Origin of the sequence: Citrobacter sp. NCU1 (assembly GCF_010231475.1) — a bacterium.
In the GTDB taxonomy this organism is placed as follows: domain Bacteria; phylum Pseudomonadota; class Gammaproteobacteria; order Enterobacterales; family Enterobacteriaceae; genus Citrobacter_D.
The window spans coordinates 1-23,198 of the sequence record NZ_NRDO01000006.1 but is presented as its reverse complement, the minus strand read 5'-3'; the positions used below and the strand labels follow the sequence as shown (position 1 = coordinate 23,198).

Annotated in this window: 21 protein-coding genes; 14 read left to right on the top strand and 7 right to left on the bottom strand. The window is 50.9% G+C overall.

Annotated elements, in window-relative coordinates; genetic code table 11:
• Nucleotides 1-78 precede the first annotated feature (78 nt).
• The 6 genes from rng to csrD all read right to left on the bottom strand — a co-directional run bounded on the left by rng (nucleotide 79) and on the right by csrD (nucleotide 6,996).
• On the bottom strand, nucleotides 79-1,548 hold the full coding sequence (gene rng / locus CJP72_RS02390; protein WP_162379310.1) for a ribonuclease G: 1,470 nt from the start codon (nucleotides 1,546-1,548) through the stop codon (nucleotides 79-81).
• Nucleotides 1,538-2,131: a Maf family protein gene (locus tag CJP72_RS02385; RefSeq protein WP_162379309.1), complete on the bottom strand. Its 594-nt coding sequence runs from the start codon at nucleotides 2,129-2,131 to the stop codon at nucleotides 1,538-1,540. The genes rng and CJP72_RS02385 overlap by 11 nt, the downstream gene beginning before the upstream one ends.
• Nucleotides 2,132-2,139: 8 nt before the next feature.
• Nucleotides 2,140-2,628, bottom strand: a complete 489-nt coding sequence (gene mreD, locus CJP72_RS02380) for a rod shape-determining protein MreD (protein WP_162379308.1) — start codon at nucleotides 2,626-2,628, stop codon at nucleotides 2,140-2,142.
• Nucleotides 2,628-3,644 carry a rod shape-determining protein MreC gene (gene mreC / locus CJP72_RS02375; RefSeq protein ID WP_162379307.1) on the bottom strand — a complete coding sequence of 339 codons (1,017 nt, stop codon included), beginning with the start codon at nucleotides 3,642-3,644 and terminating at the stop codon, nucleotides 2,628-2,630. Before mreC ends, mreD begins: the two co-directional genes overlap by 1 nt.
• 63 nt (nucleotides 3,645-3,707) lie before the next feature.
• Nucleotides 3,708-4,751, bottom strand: coding sequence for a rod shape-determining protein MreB (mreB, locus tag CJP72_RS02370; RefSeq protein WP_000913396.1), 1,044 nt, complete (start codon nucleotides 4,749-4,751; stop codon nucleotides 3,708-3,710).
• 304 nt (nucleotides 4,752-5,055) lie between these two features.
• On the bottom strand, nucleotides 5,056-6,996 hold the full coding sequence (gene csrD, locus CJP72_RS02365) for an RNase E specificity factor CsrD (RefSeq protein WP_162379306.1): 1,941 nt from the start codon (nucleotides 6,994-6,996) through the stop codon (nucleotides 5,056-5,058).
• 268 nt (nucleotides 6,997-7,264) lie between these two features.
• Between csrD and acuI the strand changes: the two genes are divergently transcribed.
• The 12 genes from acuI to CJP72_RS02305 all read left to right on the top strand — a co-directional run bounded on the left by acuI (nucleotide 7,265) and on the right by CJP72_RS02305 (nucleotide 17,693).
• Nucleotides 7,265-8,239, top strand: a complete 975-nt coding sequence (gene acuI, locus CJP72_RS02360; protein ID WP_162379305.1) for an acrylyl-CoA reductase (NADPH) — start codon at nucleotides 7,265-7,267, stop codon at nucleotides 8,237-8,239.
• A gap of 76 nt (nucleotides 8,240-8,315) precedes the next feature.
• On the top strand, nucleotides 8,316-9,317 hold the full coding sequence (gene msrP / locus CJP72_RS02355; protein WP_162379304.1) for a protein-methionine-sulfoxide reductase catalytic subunit MsrP: 1,002 nt from the start codon (nucleotides 8,316-8,318) through the stop codon (nucleotides 9,315-9,317).
• A complete protein-coding gene (msrQ, locus tag CJP72_RS02350; protein ID WP_162379303.1) occupies nucleotides 9,318-9,917 on the top strand; it encodes a protein-methionine-sulfoxide reductase heme-binding subunit MsrQ in 600 nt (199 codons plus the stop codon).
• 395 nt (nucleotides 9,918-10,312) lie between these two features.
• A complete protein-coding gene (accB, locus tag CJP72_RS02345; protein WP_162379302.1) occupies nucleotides 10,313-10,783 on the top strand; it encodes an acetyl-CoA carboxylase biotin carboxyl carrier protein in 471 nt (156 codons plus the stop codon).
• 10 nt (nucleotides 10,784-10,793) lie between these two features.
• Complete coding sequence (gene accC / locus CJP72_RS02340) at nucleotides 10,794-12,143, top strand: acetyl-CoA carboxylase biotin carboxylase subunit (RefSeq protein WP_162379301.1); 1,350 nt, start codon at nucleotides 10,794-10,796, stop codon at nucleotides 12,141-12,143.
• Nucleotides 12,144-12,251: 108 nt separating this feature from the next.
• Nucleotides 12,252-12,494, top strand: a complete 243-nt coding sequence (locus CJP72_RS02335) for a YhdT family protein (RefSeq protein WP_162379300.1) — start codon at nucleotides 12,252-12,254, stop codon at nucleotides 12,492-12,494.
• Nucleotides 12,484-13,935: a sodium/pantothenate symporter gene (gene panF, locus CJP72_RS02330; RefSeq protein WP_162379299.1), complete on the top strand. Its 1,452-nt coding sequence runs from the start codon at nucleotides 12,484-12,486 to the stop codon at nucleotides 13,933-13,935. The genes CJP72_RS02335 and panF overlap by 11 nt, the downstream gene beginning before the upstream one ends.
• Before the next feature lie 11 nt (nucleotides 13,936-13,946).
• Nucleotides 13,947-14,828: a 50S ribosomal protein L11 methyltransferase gene (gene prmA, locus CJP72_RS02325; RefSeq protein WP_162379298.1), complete on the top strand. Its 882-nt coding sequence runs from the start codon at nucleotides 13,947-13,949 to the stop codon at nucleotides 14,826-14,828.
• A 359-nt stretch (nucleotides 14,829-15,187) separates the two neighbouring features.
• Entirely contained in the window at nucleotides 15,188-16,153 is a 966-nt protein-coding gene (gene dusB, locus CJP72_RS02320; RefSeq protein WP_162379297.1) for a tRNA dihydrouridine synthase DusB, read from the top strand.
• Between the two features lie 25 nt (nucleotides 16,154-16,178).
• A complete protein-coding gene (gene fis, locus CJP72_RS02315; protein ID WP_000462905.1) occupies nucleotides 16,179-16,475 on the top strand; it encodes a DNA-binding transcriptional regulator Fis in 297 nt (98 codons plus the stop codon).
• Nucleotides 16,476-16,561: 86 nt separating this feature from the next.
• On the top strand, nucleotides 16,562-17,446 hold the full coding sequence (gene yhdJ / locus CJP72_RS02310; RefSeq protein ID WP_162379296.1) for an adenine-specific DNA-methyltransferase: 885 nt from the start codon (nucleotides 16,562-16,564) through the stop codon (nucleotides 17,444-17,446).
• Nucleotides 17,447-17,528: 82 nt separating this feature from the next.
• Nucleotides 17,529-17,693 (top strand): DUF2556 family protein, encoded by a 165-nt coding sequence (locus CJP72_RS02305; RefSeq protein ID WP_162379295.1) that lies wholly within the window; start codon nucleotides 17,529-17,531, stop codon nucleotides 17,691-17,693.
• Nucleotides 17,694-17,746: 53 nt separating this feature from the next.
• Here the strand turns inward: CJP72_RS02305 and envR are convergent, their stop codons facing one another.
• The gene (gene envR / locus CJP72_RS02300) at nucleotides 17,747-18,409 is read right to left on the bottom strand and encodes an acrEF/envCD operon transcriptional regulator (RefSeq protein WP_162379294.1); all 663 of its coding nucleotides are present in this window, start codon (nucleotides 18,407-18,409) and stop codon (nucleotides 17,747-17,749) included.
• Nucleotides 18,410-18,812: 403 nt separating this feature from the next.
• On the opposite strand from envR, the gene CJP72_RS02295 reads away from it, so the two are divergent.
• The gene (locus CJP72_RS02295; RefSeq protein WP_162379293.1) at nucleotides 18,813-19,970 is read left to right on the top strand and encodes an efflux RND transporter periplasmic adaptor subunit; all 1,158 of its coding nucleotides are present in this window, start codon (nucleotides 18,813-18,815) and stop codon (nucleotides 19,968-19,970) included.
• An 11-nt stretch (nucleotides 19,971-19,981) separates the two neighbouring features.
• Nucleotides 19,982-23,095, top strand: coding sequence for an efflux RND transporter permease subunit (locus tag CJP72_RS02290; protein ID WP_162379292.1), 3,114 nt, complete (start codon nucleotides 19,982-19,984; stop codon nucleotides 23,093-23,095).
• Nucleotides 23,096-23,198: the final 103 nt, after the last annotated feature.

Below are 23,198 nucleotides of genomic sequence, written 5' to 3'. Positions count from 1 at the left end.
ATGGCGGCGTGAACGCCTTATCCGGCCTACGCCTGGTTTGTAGGCCCGATAAGCGCAGCGCCATCGGGCACAGTCGTTTTACATCATGACCACGTCAAATTGCTCCTGGTTATAGAGCGGTTCAATTTGCACTTTGACCTGTTTGCCGACGAAGATTTCTACTTCGGCCAATGCATGCGACTCCTCGCCTTTCAACGTCTCCGCAACGGAAGGAGAAGCATAGACCAGGAATCGGTCAGAGTCGTAGGCATGATGCACGCGGACAATTTCACGCATAATCTCGTAGCAGACGGTTTCGACCGTTTTCACCGTGCCGCGCCCGTGGCAAGTCGGACATTCATTACATAGCACATGTTCCACACTTTCACGCGTCCGCTTACGCGTCATCTCCACCAGCCCCAACTGCGAAAAGCCGTTGATGCTGGTCTTCACGCGATCTTTGCTAAGCGCCTGCTCCAGTGAATGCAGCACGCGGCGTCGGTGATCTTCATTATTCATGTCGATAAAATCGATAATGATAATCCCGCCCAGATTGCGCAATCTCAGTTGCCGGGCAATGGCCTGCGTCGCTTCAATGTTGGTATTGAAGATGGTGTCATCAAGGTTTCGATGCCCCACAAACGCGCCAGTATTAATATCAACGGTGGTCATAGCTTCAGTCTGATCGATAATCAGATAGCCGCCAGATTTCAGCTCAACTTTGCGCTCCAGCGCCCGCTGGATTTCGTTTTCGACATCAAAGAGATCAAAAATGGGCTGGCGTCCGCTGTAGTGTTCCAGCTTACTGGTCATTTCTGGAATATATTCTGCAGTGAATTCCAGAAGTGCTTCGTAAGTCAGGCGGGAATCCACACGGATCCGGTCGAGTTGCGCATCGGCAAAATCGCGTAAAACACGCTGTGCCAGCGCCAGTTCGCCATACATCTGATAACGCGTTTGTGGGCGTTTTTTGCGCTCCATGACTTTGGTCCAGACGCGTTTAAGATAGGCAGCATCTGACGCCAGATCGTCTTCGCATACCCCTTCCGCCGCCGTACGAATGATAAATCCGCCCTGCTCGTCGCAATAATCGGCGACCACATTTTTCAGACGTTCACGTTCGGCTTCGCTTTCAATACGCTGAGAAACGCCAACGTGTGACGCGCCAGGCATAAAGACGAGATAACGGGAGGGCAGCGTAATGTCCGTGGTCAGGCGGGCGCCTTTGGTACCGAGCGGATCTTTAACCACCTGTACCATCAGATCCTGTCCCTGACGCACTAACTCAGAGATGTCACGCACAGTGAAGTTTTTTTGTTCCTCACCGGCCACGCACTCGGTGTGCGGCATAATGTCTGAAGCGTGAAGAAATGCGGCTTTATCCAGTCCAATATCTACAAAAGCCGCCTGCATACCCGGAAGTACGCGACTCACACGACCTTTGTAGATATTGCCTACTATTCCGCGTCGCGCCTCACGTTCAATATGAATTTCCTGAAGAATACCGCCATCAATGTACGCTACTCGTGTTTCCGATGGCGTTACGTTTACCAACAATTCAGCCGTCATGTGTATCCCTTTTCTCACGCAGTGAGTTAAAATTACTCAGCAACTCATACGTTTCAACCAGCGGTAAGCCGACCACGGCGTGATAGCTGCCATTTATCTTCCTGACAAAACAGCCACCCAGCCCCTGAATACCGTATGCACCTGCTTTATCCATCGGTTCACCGCTAGCCACATAGCCTGCGATGTCCTCGTCGGTCAGTGCTCTGAAGGTCACCTCTGTCACCACCAGGCAATCCAGCACGTACTGGCTATCAGCCAGCGCAACGGCAGTCATCACCTGGTGTGTTTGTCCGGACATTTTGCGCAACATCTGCGTCGCGTGTGCAGCATCTCGCGGTTTTTCCAGCACTTCACCGTTCAGAATCACGATGGTATCGGCTCCCAGCACCGGTAAATCACGCGACGTTAGCGCCACGCCCGCTTGCGCTTTTTCTCGCGCCAGACGAGAGACATACTGTTGAGCGCTTTCTCCCTCACCGCGTTTTTCCTCAACACCGGGAAGGATACGTTCAAAAGTGACGCCAAGCTGCGCTAACAACTCCTGACGACGCGGAGAACCGGAAGCTAAATACAGAGAAGTCATAAAAACCTTTATTGCACCGCGAACTGCTGACGCACTTTACGCATCAGTAAAAATAACCATGGCCAGAGCACACCATTTACTACACTACTCCAGAACACTTCAGGTCTGAAAGAGACGTTGATCACTAAAAACTCGGACCAGAAAACAATAATATCGACGACCAGAGAAAGTAGCATGACCACCAGCGCCTGCTGCCAGAGCGCCAGATTTCTGAATAGCTGAAATTTCAGTGCGACCAAATAGGCGATGATGCTCATTGACAAAGCCCGCACGCCAAGCGTTGAGCCGCTGATCAAATCCAGTATGGCACCCATCACAAATCCCGTACCTACATTTACGCGGTGCGGTAGCGCGAGAGTCCAGTACAACAAGATGAGCAACACCCAGTTTGGCCGGAAGACGATAATGTCGTCCGGCCAGGGCATGACTTGCAGCAAAAGTGCGATCAGGAACGAGAGCCAGATAACCCAGCGTCCCTGGCTACGATAACTTGCCACTATTGCCCTCCCGGCGCGCGTGGCGGTGGCGTCGTTGCCTCCGCTGGCGGTTGGGTTATCCCTGTCGCAGGAGCTGGAACGGGCGCAGGCGGCCCCATCGCGTCTGGCGCAGGAAGAACTTGCGGCATCATCTGCATCAGGCGTTCATTTGCTACACGGTGTACTTCTTCCGGTGTCATGGGGTTCGCACCGTTACGGTCAGCACCCCACAGCAACAACAGGTAACGCAAGCGTTGTAAACCCGCCGTCGGACGAGCCTGAATCACGGTGTAAGCACGCTGAGTGTCCAGCTTAACGGAAGAGACGACAGCAACCGGATACCCTTCCGGGAACCGACCGCCCAACCCTGATGTCACCAGCACATCGCCAACGCGAATATCGGTATTGGCGGGTAAATGCTCAAGCTGCAAATCATCAGTGCAACCATTGCCCGCAGCAATAACGCGAATATCGTTACGCAGTACCTGAATCGGCAGCGCGTGCGTCGCATCGCAAATCAGCAGCACGCGGCTGGTCAGTTTTGCTACTGCTACAACCTGACCGACTACGCCTTTGTCACTGATGACTGGCTGGCCTTCATAAACGCCGTTAACGCTGCCTTTGTCGATCACCACCTGATCGCTGTAAGGGTCGTTCACCGTTGAGATGACCTGGGTCACCATCTTTTGTTCATCCTGACGCAGCGGCGAACCCAGCAGCTCGCGCAAACGCGCGTTCTCCTGTTTATATTGCCCCAGCATCAGTATTTCGCTGTTTTTCAGCAACAGTTCCTGACGCAACGCCCGGTTTTCAAGTTCGAGCTGGTCACGCGACGCCAACGTTTGCGACACGCCGTCGAGCAATTCACGGGGACCATTTGAAATAAAGTAGAAAGGACTGACGGCGGTATCCATGTACGTTCGAATTTGACTGAACGCACCCAGGCGGCTGTCGGCAATAATCACGCCGAGCGCAACCAGCACCGCCAGAATGAGGCGAATCTGTAGCGACGGGCCACGGCTAAAAATGGGCTTCATAGGCTATGCGTATTCTCGTGTCAGAGCGGAAGGGCAGCCCACGGCTACCCTGCCTGCACTCGACTACTCTTCGCTAAACAGGTCGCCGCCGTGCATGTCGATCATTTCCAGCGCCTTGCCGCCGCCGCGCGCCACACAGGTCAGCGGATCTTCAGCAACAACGACTGGGATACCGGTCTCTTCCATTAACAGACGGTCAAGATTACGCAGCAACGCGCCACCGCCGGTCAGAACCATACCACGTTCGGAGATGTCGGACGCCAGTTCAGGCGGACACTGTTCCAGTGCAACCATCACCGCGCTCACGATACCGGTCAGCGGTTCCTGCAGCGCTTCCAGAATCTCGTTTGAGTTCAGGGTAAAGCCGCGTGGAACACCTTCAGCCAGGTTACGGCCACGGACTTCGATTTCGCGCACTTCATCGCCCGGATAGGCAGAGCCGATTTCGTGCTTAATACGTTCTGCGGTGGCTTCACCAATCAGAGAACCGTAATTGCGACGCACATAGTTGATGATCGCTTCGTCGAAGCGGTCGCCACCAATACGTACGGAAGAAGAGTAAACCACACCGTTCAGGGAGATAACCGCAACTTCAGTGGTACCGCCACCGATATCAACAACCATAGAACCGGTTGCTTCGGAAACAGGCAGACCAGCACCAATTGCCGCCGCCATCGGTTCTTCAATCAAGAATACTTCACGAGCGCCTGCGCCCTGAGCTGATTCACGAATCGCACGACGTTCAACCTGAGTCGCGCCCACCGGAACACACACCAGTACGCGAGGGCTTGGACGCATAAAGCTGTTGCTGTGCACTTGCTTGATAAAGTGCTGGAGCATTTTTTCAGTCACGAAGAAGTCAGCGATAACGCCGTCTTTCATTGGGCGAATTGCAGCGATATTGCCCGGCGTACGCCCCAGCATCTGCTTCGCATCATGACCTACTGCAGCCACGCTTTTTGGTGAGCCGGCACGATCCTGACGAATGGCCACAACGGAAGGCTCATTCAATACGATGCCTTGTCCTTTTACATAAATAAGGGTATTCGCGGTACCCAGGTCAATGGACAGGTCATTGGAAAACATGCCACGAAATTTTTTCAACATACTAAGGGATAATCCTGAAAGCTGGGGCGGAAAACAAAATCCGCTTACTTTACCAACCACACGCAGCAGCGACAAGGCGCAAAAATCATCTGCTACGGTGAAAATTAGTGCAGTTCGTTTCCTTTGTTACAAATCTCTGCCTGAGTCCCTCAGGGCTGAGTACAGCAGCCATCCTCGCCCGCATTTGCAACCTGTCAAAGGACATTCACCTGCATATTTGCTGCAACAATCTGGCGAGCAGACAAGCACACCCCCATGAGGCACAGCGCGCGTTATTCTACGTGAAAACAAATTAAACGGCAGGTTAAACCGAGTATCTTTGCGAATATTTTTTCACGTTTGTGTCAAGTGGCTGTGATGAGGCAAAAAAATCGCCTTGTCCGCCCGCCACTCCGCGCTCGTTCAGTGTGTGCCACTCGCTACGCGATCGAACGCCCGTGGCGTAAACCTGCGTATGGGTGCCCGTACAAGCCTCCACCAGACTTTGAACCAACAGTTGGTTCTCTGTTCGCTTCTCAATATTTCTTACCAGGCCTGGATGCAGCTTGAGTAATTCGACATTGAGTTCTTTAATCCAACTGGTACTTACCAGCGTCAAACCCGCCTGCGTAACCGCCACCCTAACGCCAAGCGCGTTCACCAGACGAATCACCGGCTGTAATCGGCTGATGTGTTGACACACATCTGCCTCTGCAAGTTCAATAATTATGCGTTTGCGATACGATTTTTCGCACTGCATTAAGGTATCACGCAACCAACGCTGGAAACGGGGACGAATTAACGACTCCACCGTCACTTGCATAGCCAGGGATTCTTGCGGCCAGTAACCTAATAATGGGATCAGGCGGCTGATTTGCAGACGGTCGTACTCTTCCGATAAGCCAAACTGCAGCACCATCGGCATGTATTCCGCGGCAATCACCTCTTCTTCGCCATCAAAAATGCGACACATTAATTCCCGATGGTGTACATGGCCTTCACGCGTCACCGCTGGTTTTTGATAAATTCGTGGCCCACCGCGAGTTAACATCTGCTCAATGAGTGTACGCCAGCGCACATTGCCACGACCTTTTTCCGGCAGAGAATCGTCATAAACCGCCCAACTGTTCCCTCCTTGCAATACGGCATTGCGAGTGGCAGCTTCAGCATGTTCCATCACTTGTTCTGTTGACTGCCCGCTGCGCCAGGCGCAAATGCCAATATGCACCATGTCATCACGATCGAGCATTTTATTCACCGGTAACGCATCGACCGCTTTTAGCAACTGCCCGGCAATGCTTTCAGACTCTTTCAGTGTGCGGTGCGGTAATAAAACGGCGAAGTCGCTGCGGTGATAGCGGGCCAGTAGCGAACCTGGGTAGCGCATGATGAATGTCGAGAGCAAATTAATCAGCATGAACAACTGCTCTTCGGCAAGGTTTCGCCCCCAACTGTCGCGCAGAAGATTAAAGTCAGGCAGCCGGATCATCATCACTACGCCATGCGCACCGACCTTCTCCTGGTCTTCCAGCAACGTAGCCAGTTGATTATCAAAAAACAGGCGGTTACCCAGCCCTGTTTTTATATCCTGCGCCGCGTAAGAGCGGATCAGCGTGTCCAGCCGACTGCGTTGTTCGCGGGCATTCTGAATTTCAGAAAGCAGCATGTCGAGCGCGCTACTGGTTCTCGCAGGCCACTCATACACTGAGCCACGTACGTTTGGCCCCCGCTCGCCGTTTAAAATACGCGTCGAACGCACCTCCAGAAGTTCCTGGCCGAACAGCTGACGCTGCAGCCAACGTACCGCCAGAAACAGCATGAGAATAATGAATCCAATTGCCAGCGTCAGCGGTGCGGTGGTCATCAGCGAATGGAAATAATTCCCCATCGGATCCTGATACACCAGACGCAATGACATTCCAGGATGTTTCACCAGTGGCACCGTCAGCTCGCGGTAAACATTATTGGAGCCTGCCGGACGGTAGCTGCTATGTCGTGAATAGCGGTAAACCTGCTTTGTTCCCTGCAGAAAATCAGCGCGCACAATATCGGCCGACATCATCAGTTCGTTAACCTGGGGCGTCAGCGTGACAAAATCGCTGGAGACGAGGTGAGTATCGATTGCCGTGGCGACCGCCTGAACACGGCTGGAGTACTTGTTCTGAATGGCGTTGTAAAAACTCAGCGAACAGCCAATAAGCGTCACAAAGATCGTTAGCCCAGTAAGCAACGTAACAAAGGCTGAAAATTTCGTCGTTAATCGCATCCTTGTGTTAACTCCGAGAGTTATTAAGCAGCATAAGAGTAATAAAGCGACGCGAAAACGCAAAACTAAACACGAAATTCGCTCTGTTGCGCAAAGCCTGCGGGCATACTACCAAATCAGGTATATCTGGCAATTTATTGCGCTGAATCGACATCACGTTTTAATTAGCGAGTATAGTCTTCGTAGATAATTTTCCAATCCACGATGCCCAATGGATTTCGGGTTGCCGCTTGAAAAACGACGGGCACATGCAAATTGAGGACAGGTTATGCAGGCTTTGATCTTAGAACAGCAGGACGGTAAAACCCTCGCATCCGTTCAGACCCTCGAAGAAAGTCGGCTGCCGGAAGGTGATGTGACGGTGGACATACACTGGTCGAGCCTGAACTACAAAGACGCTCTCGCTATCACGGGCACAGGGAAAATTATCCGTCATTTTCCGATGATTCCTGGAATTGATTTCGCAGGTACGGTTCGAGCAAGCGAAGATCCCCGCTTCCATGCCGGGCAAGAGGTGTTGCTGACCGGTTGGGGAGTGGGTGAAAACCACTGGGGCGGCCTGGCAGAACGCGCACGGGTAAAAGGCGACTGGCTGGTTGCTCTTCCACAAGGGCTGGATGGCCGTAAAGCAATGGTCATCGGTACTGCCGGATTTACGGCAATGTTGTGCGTAATGGCGCTGGAAGATGCGGGTATTCGACCTGAAGACGGTGAGATTGTGGTCACTGGCGCCAGCGGTGGTGTGGGCAGTACCGCCGTCGCGCTACTGCATAAGCTGGGATATCAGGTTGCGGCGGTATCGGGCCGTGAAAGCACCCATGACTACCTGCGTAGCCTTGGTGCCAACCGCATTCTCGGCCGCGATGAATTTGCCGAGTCTCGCCCACTGGAGAAACAGCTCTGGGCAGGGGCAATTGATACTGTCGGCGACAAAGTGTTGGCAAAAGTGCTGGCGCAAATGAACTACGGCGGATGTGTCGCCGCCTGCGGACTGGCAGGTGGATTTACTCTGCCCACCACCGTCATGCCTTTTATTCTGCGCAATGTGCGTTTGCAAGGTGTAGATTCGGTCATGACGCCCGCCGCTCGTCGTGCACAAGCATGGAAACGGCTGGCTAATGATCTGCCGGAATCCTTCTATACACAGGCTGCAACGGAAATAGCCCTGGCTGATGCACCCACGTTTGCCAGTGCCATCATTAATAACCAGGTACAAGGTCGCACGCTGGTTAAAATCGCCTAATCTTCAAATTTTCGTGACATATTCGCGTTAATCCCTCCCCTCCGCCATGATTAGAAAAAACATGACGGAGGGTGCCATGAACGGCAAAAAATTCACTGAAGCTGATGTAACTGCAGAATCTGTATTTATGATGCGGCGCCGTCAGGTCCTTAAGGCGTTAGGGATCAGCGCTGCGGCCCTGTCACTGCCTACCACTGCCCATGCCGATCTTCTGGATTGGTTTAAAGGAAACGATCGCCCACCAGCACCTGCCGGTAAGCCTCTGAAATTCAGTAAGCCTTCCGCCTGGCAAAACGATCTTCCACTAACGCCAGCAGATAAAGTCTCCGGCTATAACAATTTCTACGAGTTTGGCCTGGATAAAGCAGACCCGGCAGCCAATGCTGGCAGCCTGAAAACCGATCCCTGGACCCTGAAGATCAGCGGTGAGGTGGCGAAACCGCTAACGCTGGATCATGACGCGCTAACCACACGTTTTCCACTTGAAGAGCGCATTTACCGTATGCGTTGCGTTGAAGCGTGGTCCATGGTCGTCCCCTGGGTTGGTTTTCCTCTGCATAAATTGCTGGCGCTGGTTGAACCCACCAGCAACGCAAGGTATGTCGCATTCGAAACACTCTACGCGCCCGACCAAATGCCGGGGCAAAAAGATCGTTTTATTGGCGGAGGGCTGAAATATCCTTATGTTGAGGGACTGCGTCTGGATGAAGCGATGCACCCACTCACGCTGCTCACCGTGGGGGTATATGGCAAAGCGCTCCCCCCACAAAACGGCGCCCCTATCCGTTTAACCGTACCGTGGAAGTATGGTTTTAAAGGGATAAAGTCGATTGTGAGTATCAAATTGACCCGTGAACGCCCCCCAACCACCTGGAATCTGGCCGCCCCTAACGAGTACGGTTTTTATGCGAATGTGAATCCACAGGTCGATCACCCTCGCTGGTCACAAGCGACAGAACGTTTTATCGGTTCAGGCGGTATTCTGGATGTGCAACGTCAACCCACACTTCTGTTCAACGGTTACGCCGATGATGTTGCCGCACTCTATCGCGGTTTGAATTTGCGGGAGAATTTCTAAGTGCGATTATCGGTAAAACAGGTCACCTGGCTGAAAGTGCTTTTACATCTCGCCGGTTTGTTACCGTTTTTGTGGCTCGTTTGGGCAGTGAACAACGGGGGGTTAAGCGCTGATCCCGTCAAAGATATTCAACATTTTACCGGTAGGACTGCGCTGAAATTCCTCCTGGCAACCTTGCTGATTACCCCCCTGGCGCGCTACGCTAAACAGCCATTATTGATACGCATCCGTCGCTTATTAGGGTTATGGTGTTTTGCCTGGGCGACGCTGCATTTAACCAGCTATGCCACGCTGGAGTTAGGCATTAATAATCTTGCGTTGCTCGGTCGCGAGTTGATTACGCGCCCCTATTTGGTGCTGGGAATTATCAGCTGGGTTATCTTGTTGGCCCTCACGTTAACGTCCACGCAGGCTGCACAACGAAAACTGGGTAAACGCTGGCAACTTTTGCACAACTTCGTCTATCTTGTGGCGATCCTTGCGCCCATTCATTACCTGTGGTCGGTAAAAATTATCTCCCCACAACCGATCATTTATGCGCTGCTTGCGTTCGCACTTTTGGCATGGCGTTACAAGAAGTTCCGCCAATGGTGGCGGTAGTTGTCCGATATGTGCGGCTTGTTGCAAAACACATACTCTCTGATGGTGTTTACAGGTTAGCGGTTGATTATCTTCCCTGATAAGACCAGTATTTAGCTGCCAATTGCTACGAAATCGTTATAATGTGCGACTTTGGTTTCCCTGACAGTGTTTTTAAGCCGCTGAAAAGGTGACATTCGCGCATTGAAGGTATATTTTGTTTTTTGCCGGAGGATTGCGGAAGATCGCAGCACAATGCCCGACAAGTCTCATATAACAACGTGAGGCCAAATGTACCGGCGTCCCGACATGACTGGAGATTCACTCTATGATTGCCAGCAGCGGGACATACGCTTTACAGACGGCAGTAAAACGCCTGTCACAATCACACTAAACAAAGAGTACGGAACCCACTCATGGATATTCGTAAGATTAAAAAACTGATCGAGCTGGTTGAAGAATCAGGCATCTCCGAACTGGAAATTTCTGAAGGCGAAGAGTCTGTACGCATCAGCCGTGCAGCGCCAAATGCAGGTTTCCCAGTGATGCAACAAGCTTACGCTGCACCAATGATGCAGCAGCCAGCTCTGTCTAACGCTGTCGCCACTGCGACAACTCCAGCGATGGAAGCGCCTGCCGCAGCGGAAATCAGTGGTCACATCGTACGCTCCCCGATGGTTGGTACTTTCTACCGCACGCCGAGCCCGGATGCAAAAGCGTTCATCGAAATCGGTCAGAAAGTTAACGCGGGCGATACCCTGTGCATCGTTGAAGCCATGAAAATGATGAACCAGATCGAAGCCGATAAATCCGGCGTGGTGAAAGCGATTCTGGTCGAAAGTGGTCAACCGGTAGAATTTGACGAGCCGCTGGTCGTCATCGAATAACGAGGCGAACATGCTGGATAAAATTGTTATCGCCAACCGCGGCGAGATCGCCCTGCGTATTCTTCGTGCCTGTAAAGAACTGGGTATCAAGACTGTCGCTGTGCATTCAAGCGCGGATCGCGATTTAAAACACGTATTGCTGGCGGATGAGACAGTTTGTATTGGCCCTGCTCAGTCCGTAAAAAGCTATCTGAATATCCCGGCTATCATCAGCGCCGCTGAAATCACCGGCGCGGTGGCAATTCATCCGGGTTACGGCTTCCTCTCTGAAAACGCCAACTTTGCTGAGCAAGTTGAACGTTCTGGCTTTATCTTCATCGGCCCGAAAGCTGACACCATCCGCCTGATGGGCGACAAAGTGTCTGCAATCACCGCGATGAAAAAAGCCGGTGTACCAACCGTACCAGGCTCTGACGGCCCTCTGACTGACGATATGGATGCTAACCGTGCACATGCTAAACGCATTGGCTACCCGGTTATCATCAAGGCGTCTGGCGGCGGCGGCGGTCGCGGTATGCGCGTTGTGCGTAGCGATGCTGAACTGGCGCAGTCCATTTCCATGACCAAAGCTGAAGCGAAAGCAGCCTTCAGCAACGACATGGTTTACATGGAAAAATACCTGGAAAACCCACGCCATATCGAAATTCAGGTACTGGCTGACGGTCAGGGTAATGCTATCTATCTGGCAGAACGTGACTGCTCAATGCAGCGTCGTCACCAGAAAGTGGTCGAAGAAGCGCCAGCACCGGGTATTACGCCGGAACTGCGTCGCTACATCGGCGAGCGTTGCTCTAAAGCGTGTATCGATATCGGCTATCGCGGTGCAGGTACTTTTGAGTTTCTGTTCGAAAACGGCGAGTTCTACTTCATTGAAATGAACACCCGTATTCAGGTTGAGCATCCGGTTACTGAAATGATCACCGGTGTTGACCTGATCAAAGAGCAGTTACGTATTGCTGCTGGTCAGCCTCTGTCCATCAAACAGGACGAAGTTGTGGTTAAAGGCCATGCGGTAGAGTGCCGTATCAACGCCGAAGACCCAAATACCTTCCTGCCAAGTCCGGGTAAAATCACGCGTTTCCACGCGCCGGGTGGCTTTGGTGTGCGTTGGGAATCTCATATCTACGCTGGTTACACCGTACCGCCGTACTATGACTCAATGATCGGTAAACTTATCTGCTACGGCGAAAACCGTGATGTGGCGATTGCCCGCATGAAGAACGCCTTGCAGGAGCTTATCATCGACGGTATCAAAACCAACGTTGAACTGCAGATGCGCATCATGACCGACGAACATTTCCAGAATGGTGGAACCAACATCCACTATCTGGAGAAGAAACTCGGCATGCACGACAAGTAAGCGCACGCTAACTGAGAAAGGCCGGATTATCCGGCCTTTTTTATTTCTGGGGATCGTAAAGCCCCATCATGTACAATCCCCGCTTTCTTCATCCACAAGGGACAAAAAATGGACAAACGTTTTGTTCAGGCCCATAAAGAAGCGCGCTATGCGCTGTGGCTGACCCTTTTATACTTGGCGGCTTGGTTAGTAGCTGCTTACTTACCTGATTCGGCGCTGGGCATCACCGGACTGCCGCACTGGTTTGAAATGGCCTGTCTGTTAACGCCGCTGGTCTTTATTTTACTCTGCTGGGCAATGGTGAAATTTATCTATCGCGATATTCCTCTGGAGGATGACGATGCAGCTTGAAGTCATTTTACCACTTGTTGCTTATCTTCTGGTGGTCTTTGGCCTCTCAGTCTATGCCATGAGAAAAAGAGCTGCTGGCAGCTTCCTGAACGAGTATTTTCTCGGTAGTCGCTCGATGGGGGGGATTGTGTTGGCGATGACGCTGACCGCTACCTACGTCAGCGCAAGCTCATTTATTGGTGGCCCCGGCGCCGCCTACAAGTACGGGCTGGGTTGGGTACTGTTGGCAATGATCCAGTTACCTGCAGTCTGGCTCTCGCTGGGCATTCTCGGTAAAAAATTTGCCATTCTGGCACGACGTTACAACGCCGTGACGCTTAACGATATGCTGTTTGCCCGTTACCAAAGCCGTCTTCTGGTGTGGCTGGCAAGTATCAGCTTACTGGTGGCCTTTGTGGGCGCAATGACCGTGCAATTTATTGGCGGCGCGCGTCTGCTGGAGACAGCTGCGGGGATCCCCTATGACACCGGCTTGCTGATTTTTGGTATCAGTATCGCGCTATACACTGCATTCGGCGGCTTTCGCGCCAGCGTGCTCAACGACACGATGCAAGGGATGGTGATGCTGATTGGCACCATCGTCCTGCTGGTGGGCGTAGTGCATGCCGCAGGCGGTTTAAGTCATGCTGTAGAAACCTTGCAAACGATCGATCCGCAGCTGGTTTCACCACAAGGTGCGGACGATATTCTGTCGCCAGCCTTTATGACCTCATTTTGGGTGCTGGTCTGTTTTGGCGTTATCGGCCTGCCACATACGGCGGTACGCTGTATTTCCTATAAGGACAGTAAAGCGGTGCACCGGGGAATCATTATCGGCACTATTGTGGTGGCGATCCTGATGTTCGGTATGCACCTGGCGGGTGCGTTAGGCCGTGCGGTTATCCCCGACCTGGCCGTGCCCGATCTGGTTATCCCGACGCTGATGGTCAAAGTTTTACCTCCTTTTGCCGCAGGGATCTTTTTGGCGGCGCCGATGGCGGCGATCATGTCGACGATCAACGCCCAGTTGCTGCAAAGTTCCGCTACGATCATTAAAGATCTCTATCTGAACATTCGCCCGGAACAGATGACCAATGAAACACGGCTCAAGCGGATGTCAGCGGTGATAACCCTGGTGTTGGGCGCGCTGCTCCTCCTTGCCGCATGGAAACCACCGGAGATGATCATCTGGTTGAATCTGCTGGCATTCGGCGGGCTGGAAGCGGTGTTCTTGTGGCCTCTGGTACTGGGCCTGTATTGGGAGCGCGCGAATGCGGCTGGCGCATTGAGCGCCATGATCGTCGGTGGTGTTCTGTATGCCGTACTGGCCACCTTTAATGTTCATTACATGGGCTTCCACCCTATCGTGCCCTCGTTGCTGCTAAGTTTGTTGGCTTTCCTGGTCGGAAACCGTTTTGGTTCAACCGCCCCACAAGCCGCCGTTTTGACTACTGATAAATAAAGAGTTTTGCTATGCCTTGGATCCAACTGAAACTGAATACCACCGGTGCGAATGCTGAAGAGTTAAGCGATGCTCTGATGGAGACGGGCGCCGTTTCTATCACCTTCCAGGATACGCACGATACACCGGTGTTTGAACCGCTGCCGGGTGAAACCCGCCTTTGGGGCGATACGGATGTCATTGGCCTTTTCGACGCCGAAACCGACATGAAAGAGGTAGTGGCCATCCTTGAGAACCACCCTCTGCTGGGCGCGGGCTTCGTACATAAAATCGAACAGCTTGAAGACAAAGACTGGGAGCGCGAATGGATGGATAACTTCCACCCAATGCGTTTTGGCGAGCGTCTGTGGATTTGCCCAAGCTGGCGTGATGTGCCGGATGAAAACGCCGTTAACGTCATGCTGGATCCGGGTCTGGCATTTGGTACCGGTACGCACCCTACCACTTCATTGTGCCTGCAATGGCTGGATGGACTCGATCTGAAGGGTAAGACGGTTATCGACTTTGGCTGTGGCTCCGGCATTCTGGCCATTGCGGCACTGAAACTGGGGGCCGCAAAAGCGATCGGAGTGGATATCGACCCACAGGCCATTCAGGCCAGCCGTGACAATGCTCAACGTAATGGCGTATCCGAGCGCCTGGAACTCTATCTGCCGAAAGACCAGCCAGAAGCCATGAAAGCCGATGTGGTCGTGGCAAACATCCTGGCTGGCCCATTACGCGAACTGGCGCCGTTAATCAGCGTACTGCCCACTCAGGGCGGTTTACTGGGACTTTCTGGCATCCTTGCCAGCCAGGCAGACAGCGTCTGTGACGCGTACGCCGATCTCTTTACCCTCGACCCGGTGGTAGAGAAAGAAGAATGGTGCCGTATTACCGGTCGTAAAAAGTAATACATTTGGCGTGGTTATTCGACCACGCCCCTTGTCCTGAGAGGTAAGCAGGACTGTCCTGTAATGAGGCAGGGATCACAGAGTGAGACGATAATTTGCTGACTAATTCAGCAGATTATCTGGTTTGCGCACGTCTCAATGAAGAAAAAATGAGAAGTTACGCAAAATTGTAGACGTATAAAATTTCAACATAATTTTATAAGCATCTGATTTACATGACTTATTAATAATTGCCATTCGCTTTAACTCCGATTCTTTGATCCACCTCAGAGGATTGGTCAAAGTTTGGCCTTTCATCTCGGGCAAAAAATGCGTAATATACGCCGCCTTGCAGTCACAGTATGGTCATTTCTTAACTCATGCGCATCGGACAATACCAGCTTAGAAATCGCCTGATCGCAGCGCCCATGGCTGGCATTACTGACAGACCTTTTCGGACGCTGTGTTATGAGATGGGAGCAGGTTTAACAGTATCTGAGATGATGTCTTCTAACCCGCAAGTGTGGGAAAGCGACAAATCTCGTTTACGGATGGTGCACGTTGACGAGCCAGGAATTCGCACGGTGCAAATTGCCGGTAGCGATCCTGTTGAAATGGCTGATGCCGCACGTATTAACGTGGAAAGCGGCGCCCAAATTATTGATATCAATATGGGGTGTCCGGCTAAAAAAGTGAATCGCAAGCTTGCAGGTTCAGCCCTACTACAGTACCCGGATCTCGTGAAGTCGATACTAAACGGAGTCGTCAGTGCTGTGGACGTTCCTGTCACACTCAAGATTCGCACCGGTTGGGCTCCGGAACACCGTAACTGCGTAGAGATTGCCCAACTGGCTGAAGACTGTGGCATTCAGGCTCTGACCATTCATGGACGCACCCGCGCCTGTCTGTTCAATGGAGACGCTGAGTACGACAGCATTCGGACAGTTAAGCAGAAAGTTTCCATTCCGATTATCGCGAATGGCGACATAACTGACCCGCATAAAGCCAGAGCTGTACTCGACTATACGGGGGCGGACGCCCTTATGATAGGCCGTGCAGCTCAGGGAAGACCCTGGATCTTTCGGGAAATCCAGCATTATCTGGACACTGGGGAGTTGCTACCCCCCCTGCCTCTGGCAGAGGTTAAGCGCTTACTTTGCGCGCATGTTCGGGAACTGCATGACTTTTATGGTCAGGCAAAAGGGTACCGAATTGCACGTAAACACGTCTCCTGGTATCTCCAGGAGCACGCTCCAAATGACCAGTTTCGGCGCACATTCAACGCCATTGAGGATGCCAGCGAACAGCTGGTGGCGTTGGAGGCATACTTCGAAAATTTTGCGTAAACAGAAATAAAGAGCTGACAGAACTATGTTCGAACAACGCGTAAATTCTGACGTACTGACCGTTTCTACCGTTAACTCTCAGGATCAGGTAACCCAAAAACCCCTGCGTGACTCGGTTAAACAGGCACTGAAGAACTATTTTGCTCAACTGAATGGTCAGGATGTGAATGACCTCTATGAGCTGGTACTGGCTGAAGTAGAACAGCCCCTGTTGGACATGGTGATGCAATACACCCGTGGTAACCAGACCCGCGCTGCCCTGATGATGGGTATCAACCGTGGTACGCTGCGTAAAAAATTGAAAAAGTACGGCATGAACTAATTTCGATTAGCTAATTGCTTGTGTAAAAAGGCGCTACTCGGCATGGGGAAGCGCCTTTTTTATTCGCATCACACAGGAGTTTGACCATGAATGCTGGATTTGCCCCCAACTACTATGGCGATGAATCTAAAAAAATAATCCATGGTGATGCGCTAACTGAACTGAAAAAACTGCCCTCCGGCAGCATTGACCTTATCTTTGCCGATCCTCCATACAACATCGGAAAAGACTTCGATGGCATGGTCGAATCATGGAACGAAGAGGTTTTTCTTTCCTGGCTGTTCGACTGTATTGATGAGTGCCACCGGGTACTGAAGAAACAGGGCACGATGTATATCATGAACAGTACTGAAAACATGCCGCATATCGATCTCAAATGCAGAAAACTGTTTGATATTAAAAGCCGTATCGTATGGTCATACGACAGCTCAGGCGTGCAGGCTAAAAACTTCTTTGGTTCGATGTATGAACCGATCCTGATGATGGTCAAAGACCCCAAAGGCTATACCTTCAACCGGGAAGACATTATGGTTGAGGCCAAAACCGGCGCCAAAAGAGCGCTGATCGATTACAGGAAAAACCCGCCACAACCCTACAATCAGCAAAAGGTCCCCGGAAATGTCTGGGACTTTTCACGGGTGCGTTTCTTGATGGATGAATACGAAAACCATCCAACGCAAAAACCCACGGCACTGTTACGTCGGATCGTGCTGGCCTCCTCTAATCCGGGTGATACTGTGTTGGATCCGTTTGCAGGGAGTTTCACCACCGGAGCCGTCGCGGTGGACGCCGGGCGAAAATTCATCGGTATCGAAGTCAATGATGAATACGTCAAAATGGGTCTACGAAGACTGCGCGTCAGTTCGCATTATTCGGAAAAAGACCTTGAAAAAGTGAAAAAGCGGAAGACAAAAAACCTGTCAAAAAAGAGCCGTAAGACAGAAAAGACGGGCGTGGATTCAACGAATTAAAAGCATTGTAAGTCTGCTTTTCCACTATCAAAATTCATGTATATTTCCCGCTCATTCGGGCATGAATACACGGGGTTTGGCAATGATTCGCAAATATTGGTGGCTGGTTGTTTTTGCTGTTTCTGTTTTCCTGTTTGATGCACTGCTCATACAGTGGATCGAACTAATGACCACAGAATATGACAAATGCCGCAATATGAACTCCGTCAACCCCCTCAAGCTGGTCAATTGTACCGACCTACAGTAAGGCCAGAGCATTTTACTCACTTATGTTTGATGAAAACCGTGCACAAAAGGCAATTATGCCTCCTCAACGAAGTTGTCGCTCTGCATCAATTGCATTACGCAGCCCTCCGGGCTTAGCATTCTCAGGACATTATCGACTAACACAGGTGCCTGGTTGTAGAGATCATAACTTGCCGGATTTATTAACCAGTTTTTTACTATTCCACTAAAACTACCATGCAGAATAATTAATATGACGTCTAAATCAAGGCTGATTGAAATCAAACTTTTCGCCATGCATTGTTGCAATAGTTCATACATTGTTTGATGGCTGAAACCAATTTTATCTCGAATTTCCTGTTCTGATATAATGCCGTTATGGAATTCACATTTATGATATAAGATTTGCAATAACGCCTGCTGCCTTGGGTTTTCTGCAATATATTGTAAACCAGCAACAAATTTCTCACGCAGGTCCTGTAAAGGGTTCCTCCCGGGGGAAGATGTTAATCTATCCTGAATAAGATCACGCAGTGCGGGTTGTTGTAGCCACAACTCATTAAAAAGCTGATTTTTATTCTCAAAATGCCAATAGATCGCCCCACGTGTGACGTTCGCCGCATCCGCGATATCGTTTAAGGTGGTGTTGCCTACACCGCGTAAGGCAAACTGTGTAATTGCCGTTTCAATCAAGTGTTGTCGGGTCTTGAGGGCATCAGCTTTCGTTTTTTTAACCATGATTCAGCGTGTCTGGGACAGAGTAAGAGACGATAAAGAGATGATTAAGACAACCTCATAATATCTTTAATAGTGAAGGAATGTATCACTTACTTTTAATTAAGCACTAAATATTCAAAAAAAACAATAAATGAAACACATACCAAAACGCCAAGCATTCATAATACAAATATAGATTTCAAAATGTGTTAATAAACATCAAAGCTTTACCTTTCCAATCATTTAAAAAATGCAAATTATTAGCTTTTTTGTGTTTCCGTGCCGTTGGTCGAGCAACGAAATAAGTATTTCTTACATCGCAGACTAATAATTTGTAGGATAGCCAACTGTTATTTTATTTGTACACGCTAACGCCTTACCGTTACCCGGTAAATAACGAGCTTTTGTTTTTTAAGGAACAGTAATGACGAAATATGCCAGGTTTTCACTCCTGCCCTCATTCATCATCATCTCTGCTGCGTTACTTGCCGGTTGTAACGATCAAGGGGATACACAGGTAAATCCCGCTGAACCGCAAGTCACCGTTCACGTGGTTGAATCCGCCCCTCTCGCTATCACCACCGAGTTGCCTGGACGCACAGCCTCATTTCGCATTGCAGAGGTACGCCCTCAGGTGAGTGGAATTGTACTCAAACGAAATTTTACTGAAGGCAGCGATGTTGACGCCGGCCAGTCGCTTTACCAGATCGATCCCGCGACGTATCAGGCTGATTACAACAGCGCCAAAGGTGAACTGGCAAAAAGTGAAGCTGCGGCCACAATCGCACATTTAACCGTGAAACGTTACGTTCCGTTAGTAGGAACAAAATACATCAGCCAACAAGAATACGACCAGGCAATTGCTGATGCTCGTCAGGCCGATGCGGCAGTAGTTGCAGCAAAAGCCGCTGTTGAAAGCGCACACATCAACCTTGCTTACACTAAAGTGACATCGCCAATTAGCGGACGCATTGGTAAATCCAGCGTCACCGAAGGCGCGCTGGTAACCAATGGTCAATCAACCGCGCTGGCGACCGTGCAGCAGCTTGATCCTATTTATGTAGATGTAACGCAATCCAGCAACGACTTTATGCGTCTCAGACAGTCAGTCGAACAAGGAAGCCTTCACAAAGACAATACCCGCAGCGATGTTGAGCTTGTCATGGAGAATGGCCAGGCATATCCACTGAAAGGCACACTGCAATTCTCTGATGTGACGGTTGACGAAAGCACCGGTTCAATCACGCTAAGAGCCGTTTTTCCTAACCCTCAACACAGCCTGCTTCCCGGTATGTTTGTTCGCGCGCGCATTGATGAAGGAACCCAGCCCAATGCCATCCTCGTTCCACAGCAAGGTGTCACTCGTACACCTCGCGGTGATGCCACGGTGATGATTGTCAACAAACAAAGCCAGGCCGAAACCCGCACGGTTATCGCCACGCAGGCGATTGGTGATAAATGGCTCATCAGTGAAGGCTTGCAACCAGGTGACAAAGTCATCGTTAGCGGATTACAGAAAGTTCGCCAGGGTATCCATGTCAGGGCAACTACCGACGCCCCAACAGCCGATTCGGCGCAATAAGGTAACAGGACATGGCTAATTTTTTTATTAATCGTCCTATCTTTGCCTGGGTGCTGGCCATCATTCTGATGATGGCCGGAGCCCTGGCGATAATACAGCTCCCTGTCGCGCAGTACCCCACCATTGCTCCTCCTGCAGTTGCGGTTTCCGCAACTTACCCAGGCGCGGATGCGCAAACCGTGCAGGACACAGTGACCCAGGTTATCGAACAAAATATGAATGGTATCGATAACCTGATGTATATGTCATCCACCAGCGACGCTTCCGGAAGCGTGACGATTACGCTGACATTTCAGTCCGGTACTGACCCTGATATTGCGCAAGTTCAGGTGCAGAATAAACTGCAACTGGCCATGCCTCTCCTGCCTCAGGAAGTACAACAGCAGGGTATTAGCGTCGAAAAATCCAGCAGCAGCTTCCTTCTTGTGGCGGGATTCGTTTCCGACAACAAGAGTCTGACGCAGGATGACATTTCCGATTATGTTGCGTCTAACGTCAAGGATGCCATCAGCCGCACATCAGGCGTGGGCGACGTGCAACTGTTTGGAGCACAGTATGCCATGCGTATCTGGCTCGACAGCAACGCGCTGAATAAGTATCAACTCACGCCGCTGGACGTTATCAACCAGCTAAAAACACAGAATAACCAGATTGCTGCTGGCCAGTTAGGGGGAACCCCCTCTATACCAGCTCAACAACTGAACGCCTCGATCATTGCTCAGACGAGGTTAAAAACACCCGAGGAGTTTGGTCGTATCACACTGAAAGTGAACCAGGATGGTTCAATGGTGCATCTCAAAGATGTCGCCCGTATTGAACTCGGCGGTGAAAACTACAACATGGTGACCAAAATTAATGGCCAGGCGGCGACAGGCCTGGGTATTAAACTGGCAACCGGCGCCAATGCGCTGAATACAGCTGCGGCGATAAAATCAAAACTCGCGGAATTACAGCCCTTTTTCCCACAAGGTTTAAAAGTCGTTTATCCGTATGACACGACTCCCTTTGTAAAAATCTCAATTCACGAAGTCGTGAAGACACTCTTTGAAGCCATTATTCTTGTCTTCCTGGTCATGTATTTGTTTTTACAAAACCTGCGTGCAACGTTAATCCCAACCATCGCTGTGCCGGTCGTTCTGTTGGGTACATTCGCTGTGCTGGCAGCCTTCGGATTTTCGATCAATACCCTGACGATGTTCGGGATGGTTCTCGCCATCGGCTTGCTGGTCGATGACGCCATCGTGGTGGTAGAGAACGTCGAACGCGTAATGATGGAAGATAAGCTGCCGCCGAAAGAAGCAACGCAGAAATCCATGGAACAGATACAGGGGGCGCTGGTCGGCATTGCGATGGTGCTCTCTGCGGTGTTTGTCCCGATGGCTTTCTTCGGTGGATCGACAGGCGCAATTTACCGCCAGTTCTCGTTGACCATCGTCTCTGCAATGGCGCTTTCTGTACTTGTCGCGCTCATCCTGACTCCTGCCCTTTGCGCCACACTGCTCAAACCGGCATCTGGCGAGCATCACGAGAAGAAAGGCGGCATCTTCGGCTGGTTTAACGCGCTATTTGATAAGAGTGTTGATCACTACAGCAGCAGCGTGAGCGGTATTCTACGTAAGACAGGCCGGTATCTGTTGGTCTATGTTCTTATTGTCGGCGGGATGGCCATTCTGTTTCTGCGGCTGCCAACCTCCTTCCTTCCAGAGGAAGATCAGGGCGTTTTCATGACGATGGTACAGCTTCCGGCAGGCGCAACGCAGGATCGTACACAAAAGGTCCTCGATCAAATTCAAAATTATTATCTGAACCAGGAAAAAGCCAACGTTGAATCCGTCTTCACCGTCAATGGATTCAGCTTCAGCGGTCAGGGGCAAAACGCCGGTATCGTATTCATTAGTCTTAAACCCTGGGAAGAACGCTCTGGAGAGGAAAATGGTGTAGGCGCGATCGTGGCGCGTGCAACCAAAGCCTTCAGCCAGATCAAAGACGGGCTTGTGTTTCCGTTTAACCTCCCGGCCATTATCGAATTAGGTACGGCAACGGGTTTCGACTTCGAACTGATAGACCAGGCCAACCTCGGCCATATGGAACTCACCAATGCGCGAAACCAGCTGTTGGGCATGGTGAAAAAACACCCTGATTTACTGGTACGTGTGCGCCCTAACGGTCTGGAAGATACCCCGCAATTCAAGCTGGAAATTGATCAGGAAAAAGCACAAGCGCTGGGGGTGAGCCTGTCTGATATTAACCAGACGATCTCCACTGCGCTCGGTGGTTCCTACGTGAATGACTTTATCGATCATGGCCGGGTGAAAAAAGTATATATACAAGCGGATGCTCCATTCCGCATGTTGCCCAGCGACATTAATAATTTCTATGTACGCAGCGCAAATGGTGAAATGGTGCCGTTCTCAACCTTCAGTTCAGCGCACTGGATAGAGGGTTCACCACGTCTGGAACGCTACAATGGTATGCCGTCAATGGAACTGCTGGGTGAAGCTGCGCCAGGCAGAAGTACGGGAGAGGCCATGATGCTGATGGAAAGTCTGGCAGCCAAACTCCCTGGTGGAATTGGCCATGACTGGACAGGCATGTCATACCAGGAACGTCTTTCTGGCAACCAGGCGCCCGCACTGTATGCGATCTCGCTAATCGTGGTCTTCCTCTGTCTTGCCGCACTGTATGAAAGCTGGTCCATTCCGTTCTCGGTCATGTTGGTGGTACCGCTCGGTGTGGTCGGCGCACTTCTGGCGGCATCGCTTCGTGGAATGAATAATGATGTGTACTTCCAGGTTGGCCTGCTAACGACGATCGGGCTTTCCGCCAAAAACGCCATTTTGATTGTCGAATTTGCCAAGGATCTGATGGAAAAAGAGGGACACGGATTGATTGAAGCAACGCTCGAAGCCTCACGTATGCGTCTGCGTCCTATTCTAATGACATCTCTCGCCTTTATTCTGGGGGTTATGCCATTGGTTATCAGTCATGGTGCAGGTAGCGGTGCGCAAAATGCGGTAGGAACGGGCGTGATGGGGGGAATGCTTACGGCGACATTGCTGGCCGTTTTCTTCGTGCCCGTGTTCTTCGTCGTGGTTAAACGCCGCTTCAATCGACATCACGATTAATTTGTAAAATAAAGACGCCTCCGGGCGTCTTTTTACAAAATAGCCACCTCCTTATTTATTAAATAGATAGTCATTTATTTTTCTCTATTTCATATAGATAACC

Bases quoted from the DNA above. Each gene is read 5' to 3' on its own strand.
- mreC (WP_162379307.1), bottom strand. From the start codon at position 3,644: ATGAAGCCCATTTTTAGCCGTGGCCCGTCGCTACAGATTCGCCTCATT.
- mreB (WP_000913396.1), bottom strand. From the start codon at position 4,751: ATGTTGAAAAAATTTCGTGGCATGTTTTCCAATGACCTGTCCATTGAC.
- rng (WP_162379310.1), bottom strand. From the start codon at position 1,548: ATGACGGCTGAATTGTTGGTAAACGTAACGCCATCGGAAACACGAGTA.
- accC (WP_162379301.1), top strand. From the start codon at position 10,794: ATGCTGGATAAAATTGTTATCGCCAACCGCGGCGAGATCGCCCTGCGT.
- dusB (WP_162379297.1), top strand. From the start codon at position 15,188: ATGCGCATCGGACAATACCAGCTTAGAAATCGCCTGATCGCAGCGCCC.
- acuI (WP_162379305.1), top strand. From the start codon at position 7,265: ATGCAGGCTTTGATCTTAGAACAGCAGGACGGTAAAACCCTCGCATCC.
- CJP72_RS02335 (WP_162379300.1), top strand. From the start codon at position 12,252: ATGGACAAACGTTTTGTTCAGGCCCATAAAGAAGCGCGCTATGCGCTG.
- CJP72_RS02290 (WP_162379292.1), top strand. From the start codon at position 19,982: ATGGCTAATTTTTTTATTAATCGTCCTATCTTTGCCTGGGTGCTGGCC.
- envR (WP_162379294.1), bottom strand. From the start codon at position 18,409: ATGGTTAAAAAAACGAAAGCTGATGCCCTCAAGACCCGACAACACTTG.
- yhdJ (WP_162379296.1), top strand. From the start codon at position 16,562: ATGAATGCTGGATTTGCCCCCAACTACTATGGCGATGAATCTAAAAAA.
- prmA (WP_162379298.1), top strand. From the start codon at position 13,947: ATGCCTTGGATCCAACTGAAACTGAATACCACCGGTGCGAATGCTGAA.
- accB (WP_162379302.1), top strand. From the start codon at position 10,313: ATGGATATTCGTAAGATTAAAAAACTGATCGAGCTGGTTGAAGAATCA.
- CJP72_RS02305 (WP_162379295.1), top strand. From the start codon at position 17,529: ATGATTCGCAAATATTGGTGGCTGGTTGTTTTTGCTGTTTCTGTTTTC.
- CJP72_RS02295 (WP_162379293.1), top strand. From the start codon at position 18,813: ATGACGAAATATGCCAGGTTTTCACTCCTGCCCTCATTCATCATCATC.
- fis (WP_000462905.1), top strand. From the start codon at position 16,179: ATGTTCGAACAACGCGTAAATTCTGACGTACTGACCGTTTCTACCGTT.
- CJP72_RS02385 (WP_162379309.1), bottom strand. From the start codon at position 2,131: ATGACTTCTCTGTATTTAGCTTCCGGTTCTCCGCGTCGTCAGGAGTTG.
- panF (WP_162379299.1), top strand. From the start codon at position 12,484: ATGCAGCTTGAAGTCATTTTACCACTTGTTGCTTATCTTCTGGTGGTC.
- msrP (WP_162379304.1), top strand. From the start codon at position 8,316: ATGAACGGCAAAAAATTCACTGAAGCTGATGTAACTGCAGAATCTGTA.
- csrD (WP_162379306.1), bottom strand. From the start codon at position 6,996: ATGCGATTAACGACGAAATTTTCAGCCTTTGTTACGTTGCTTACTGGG.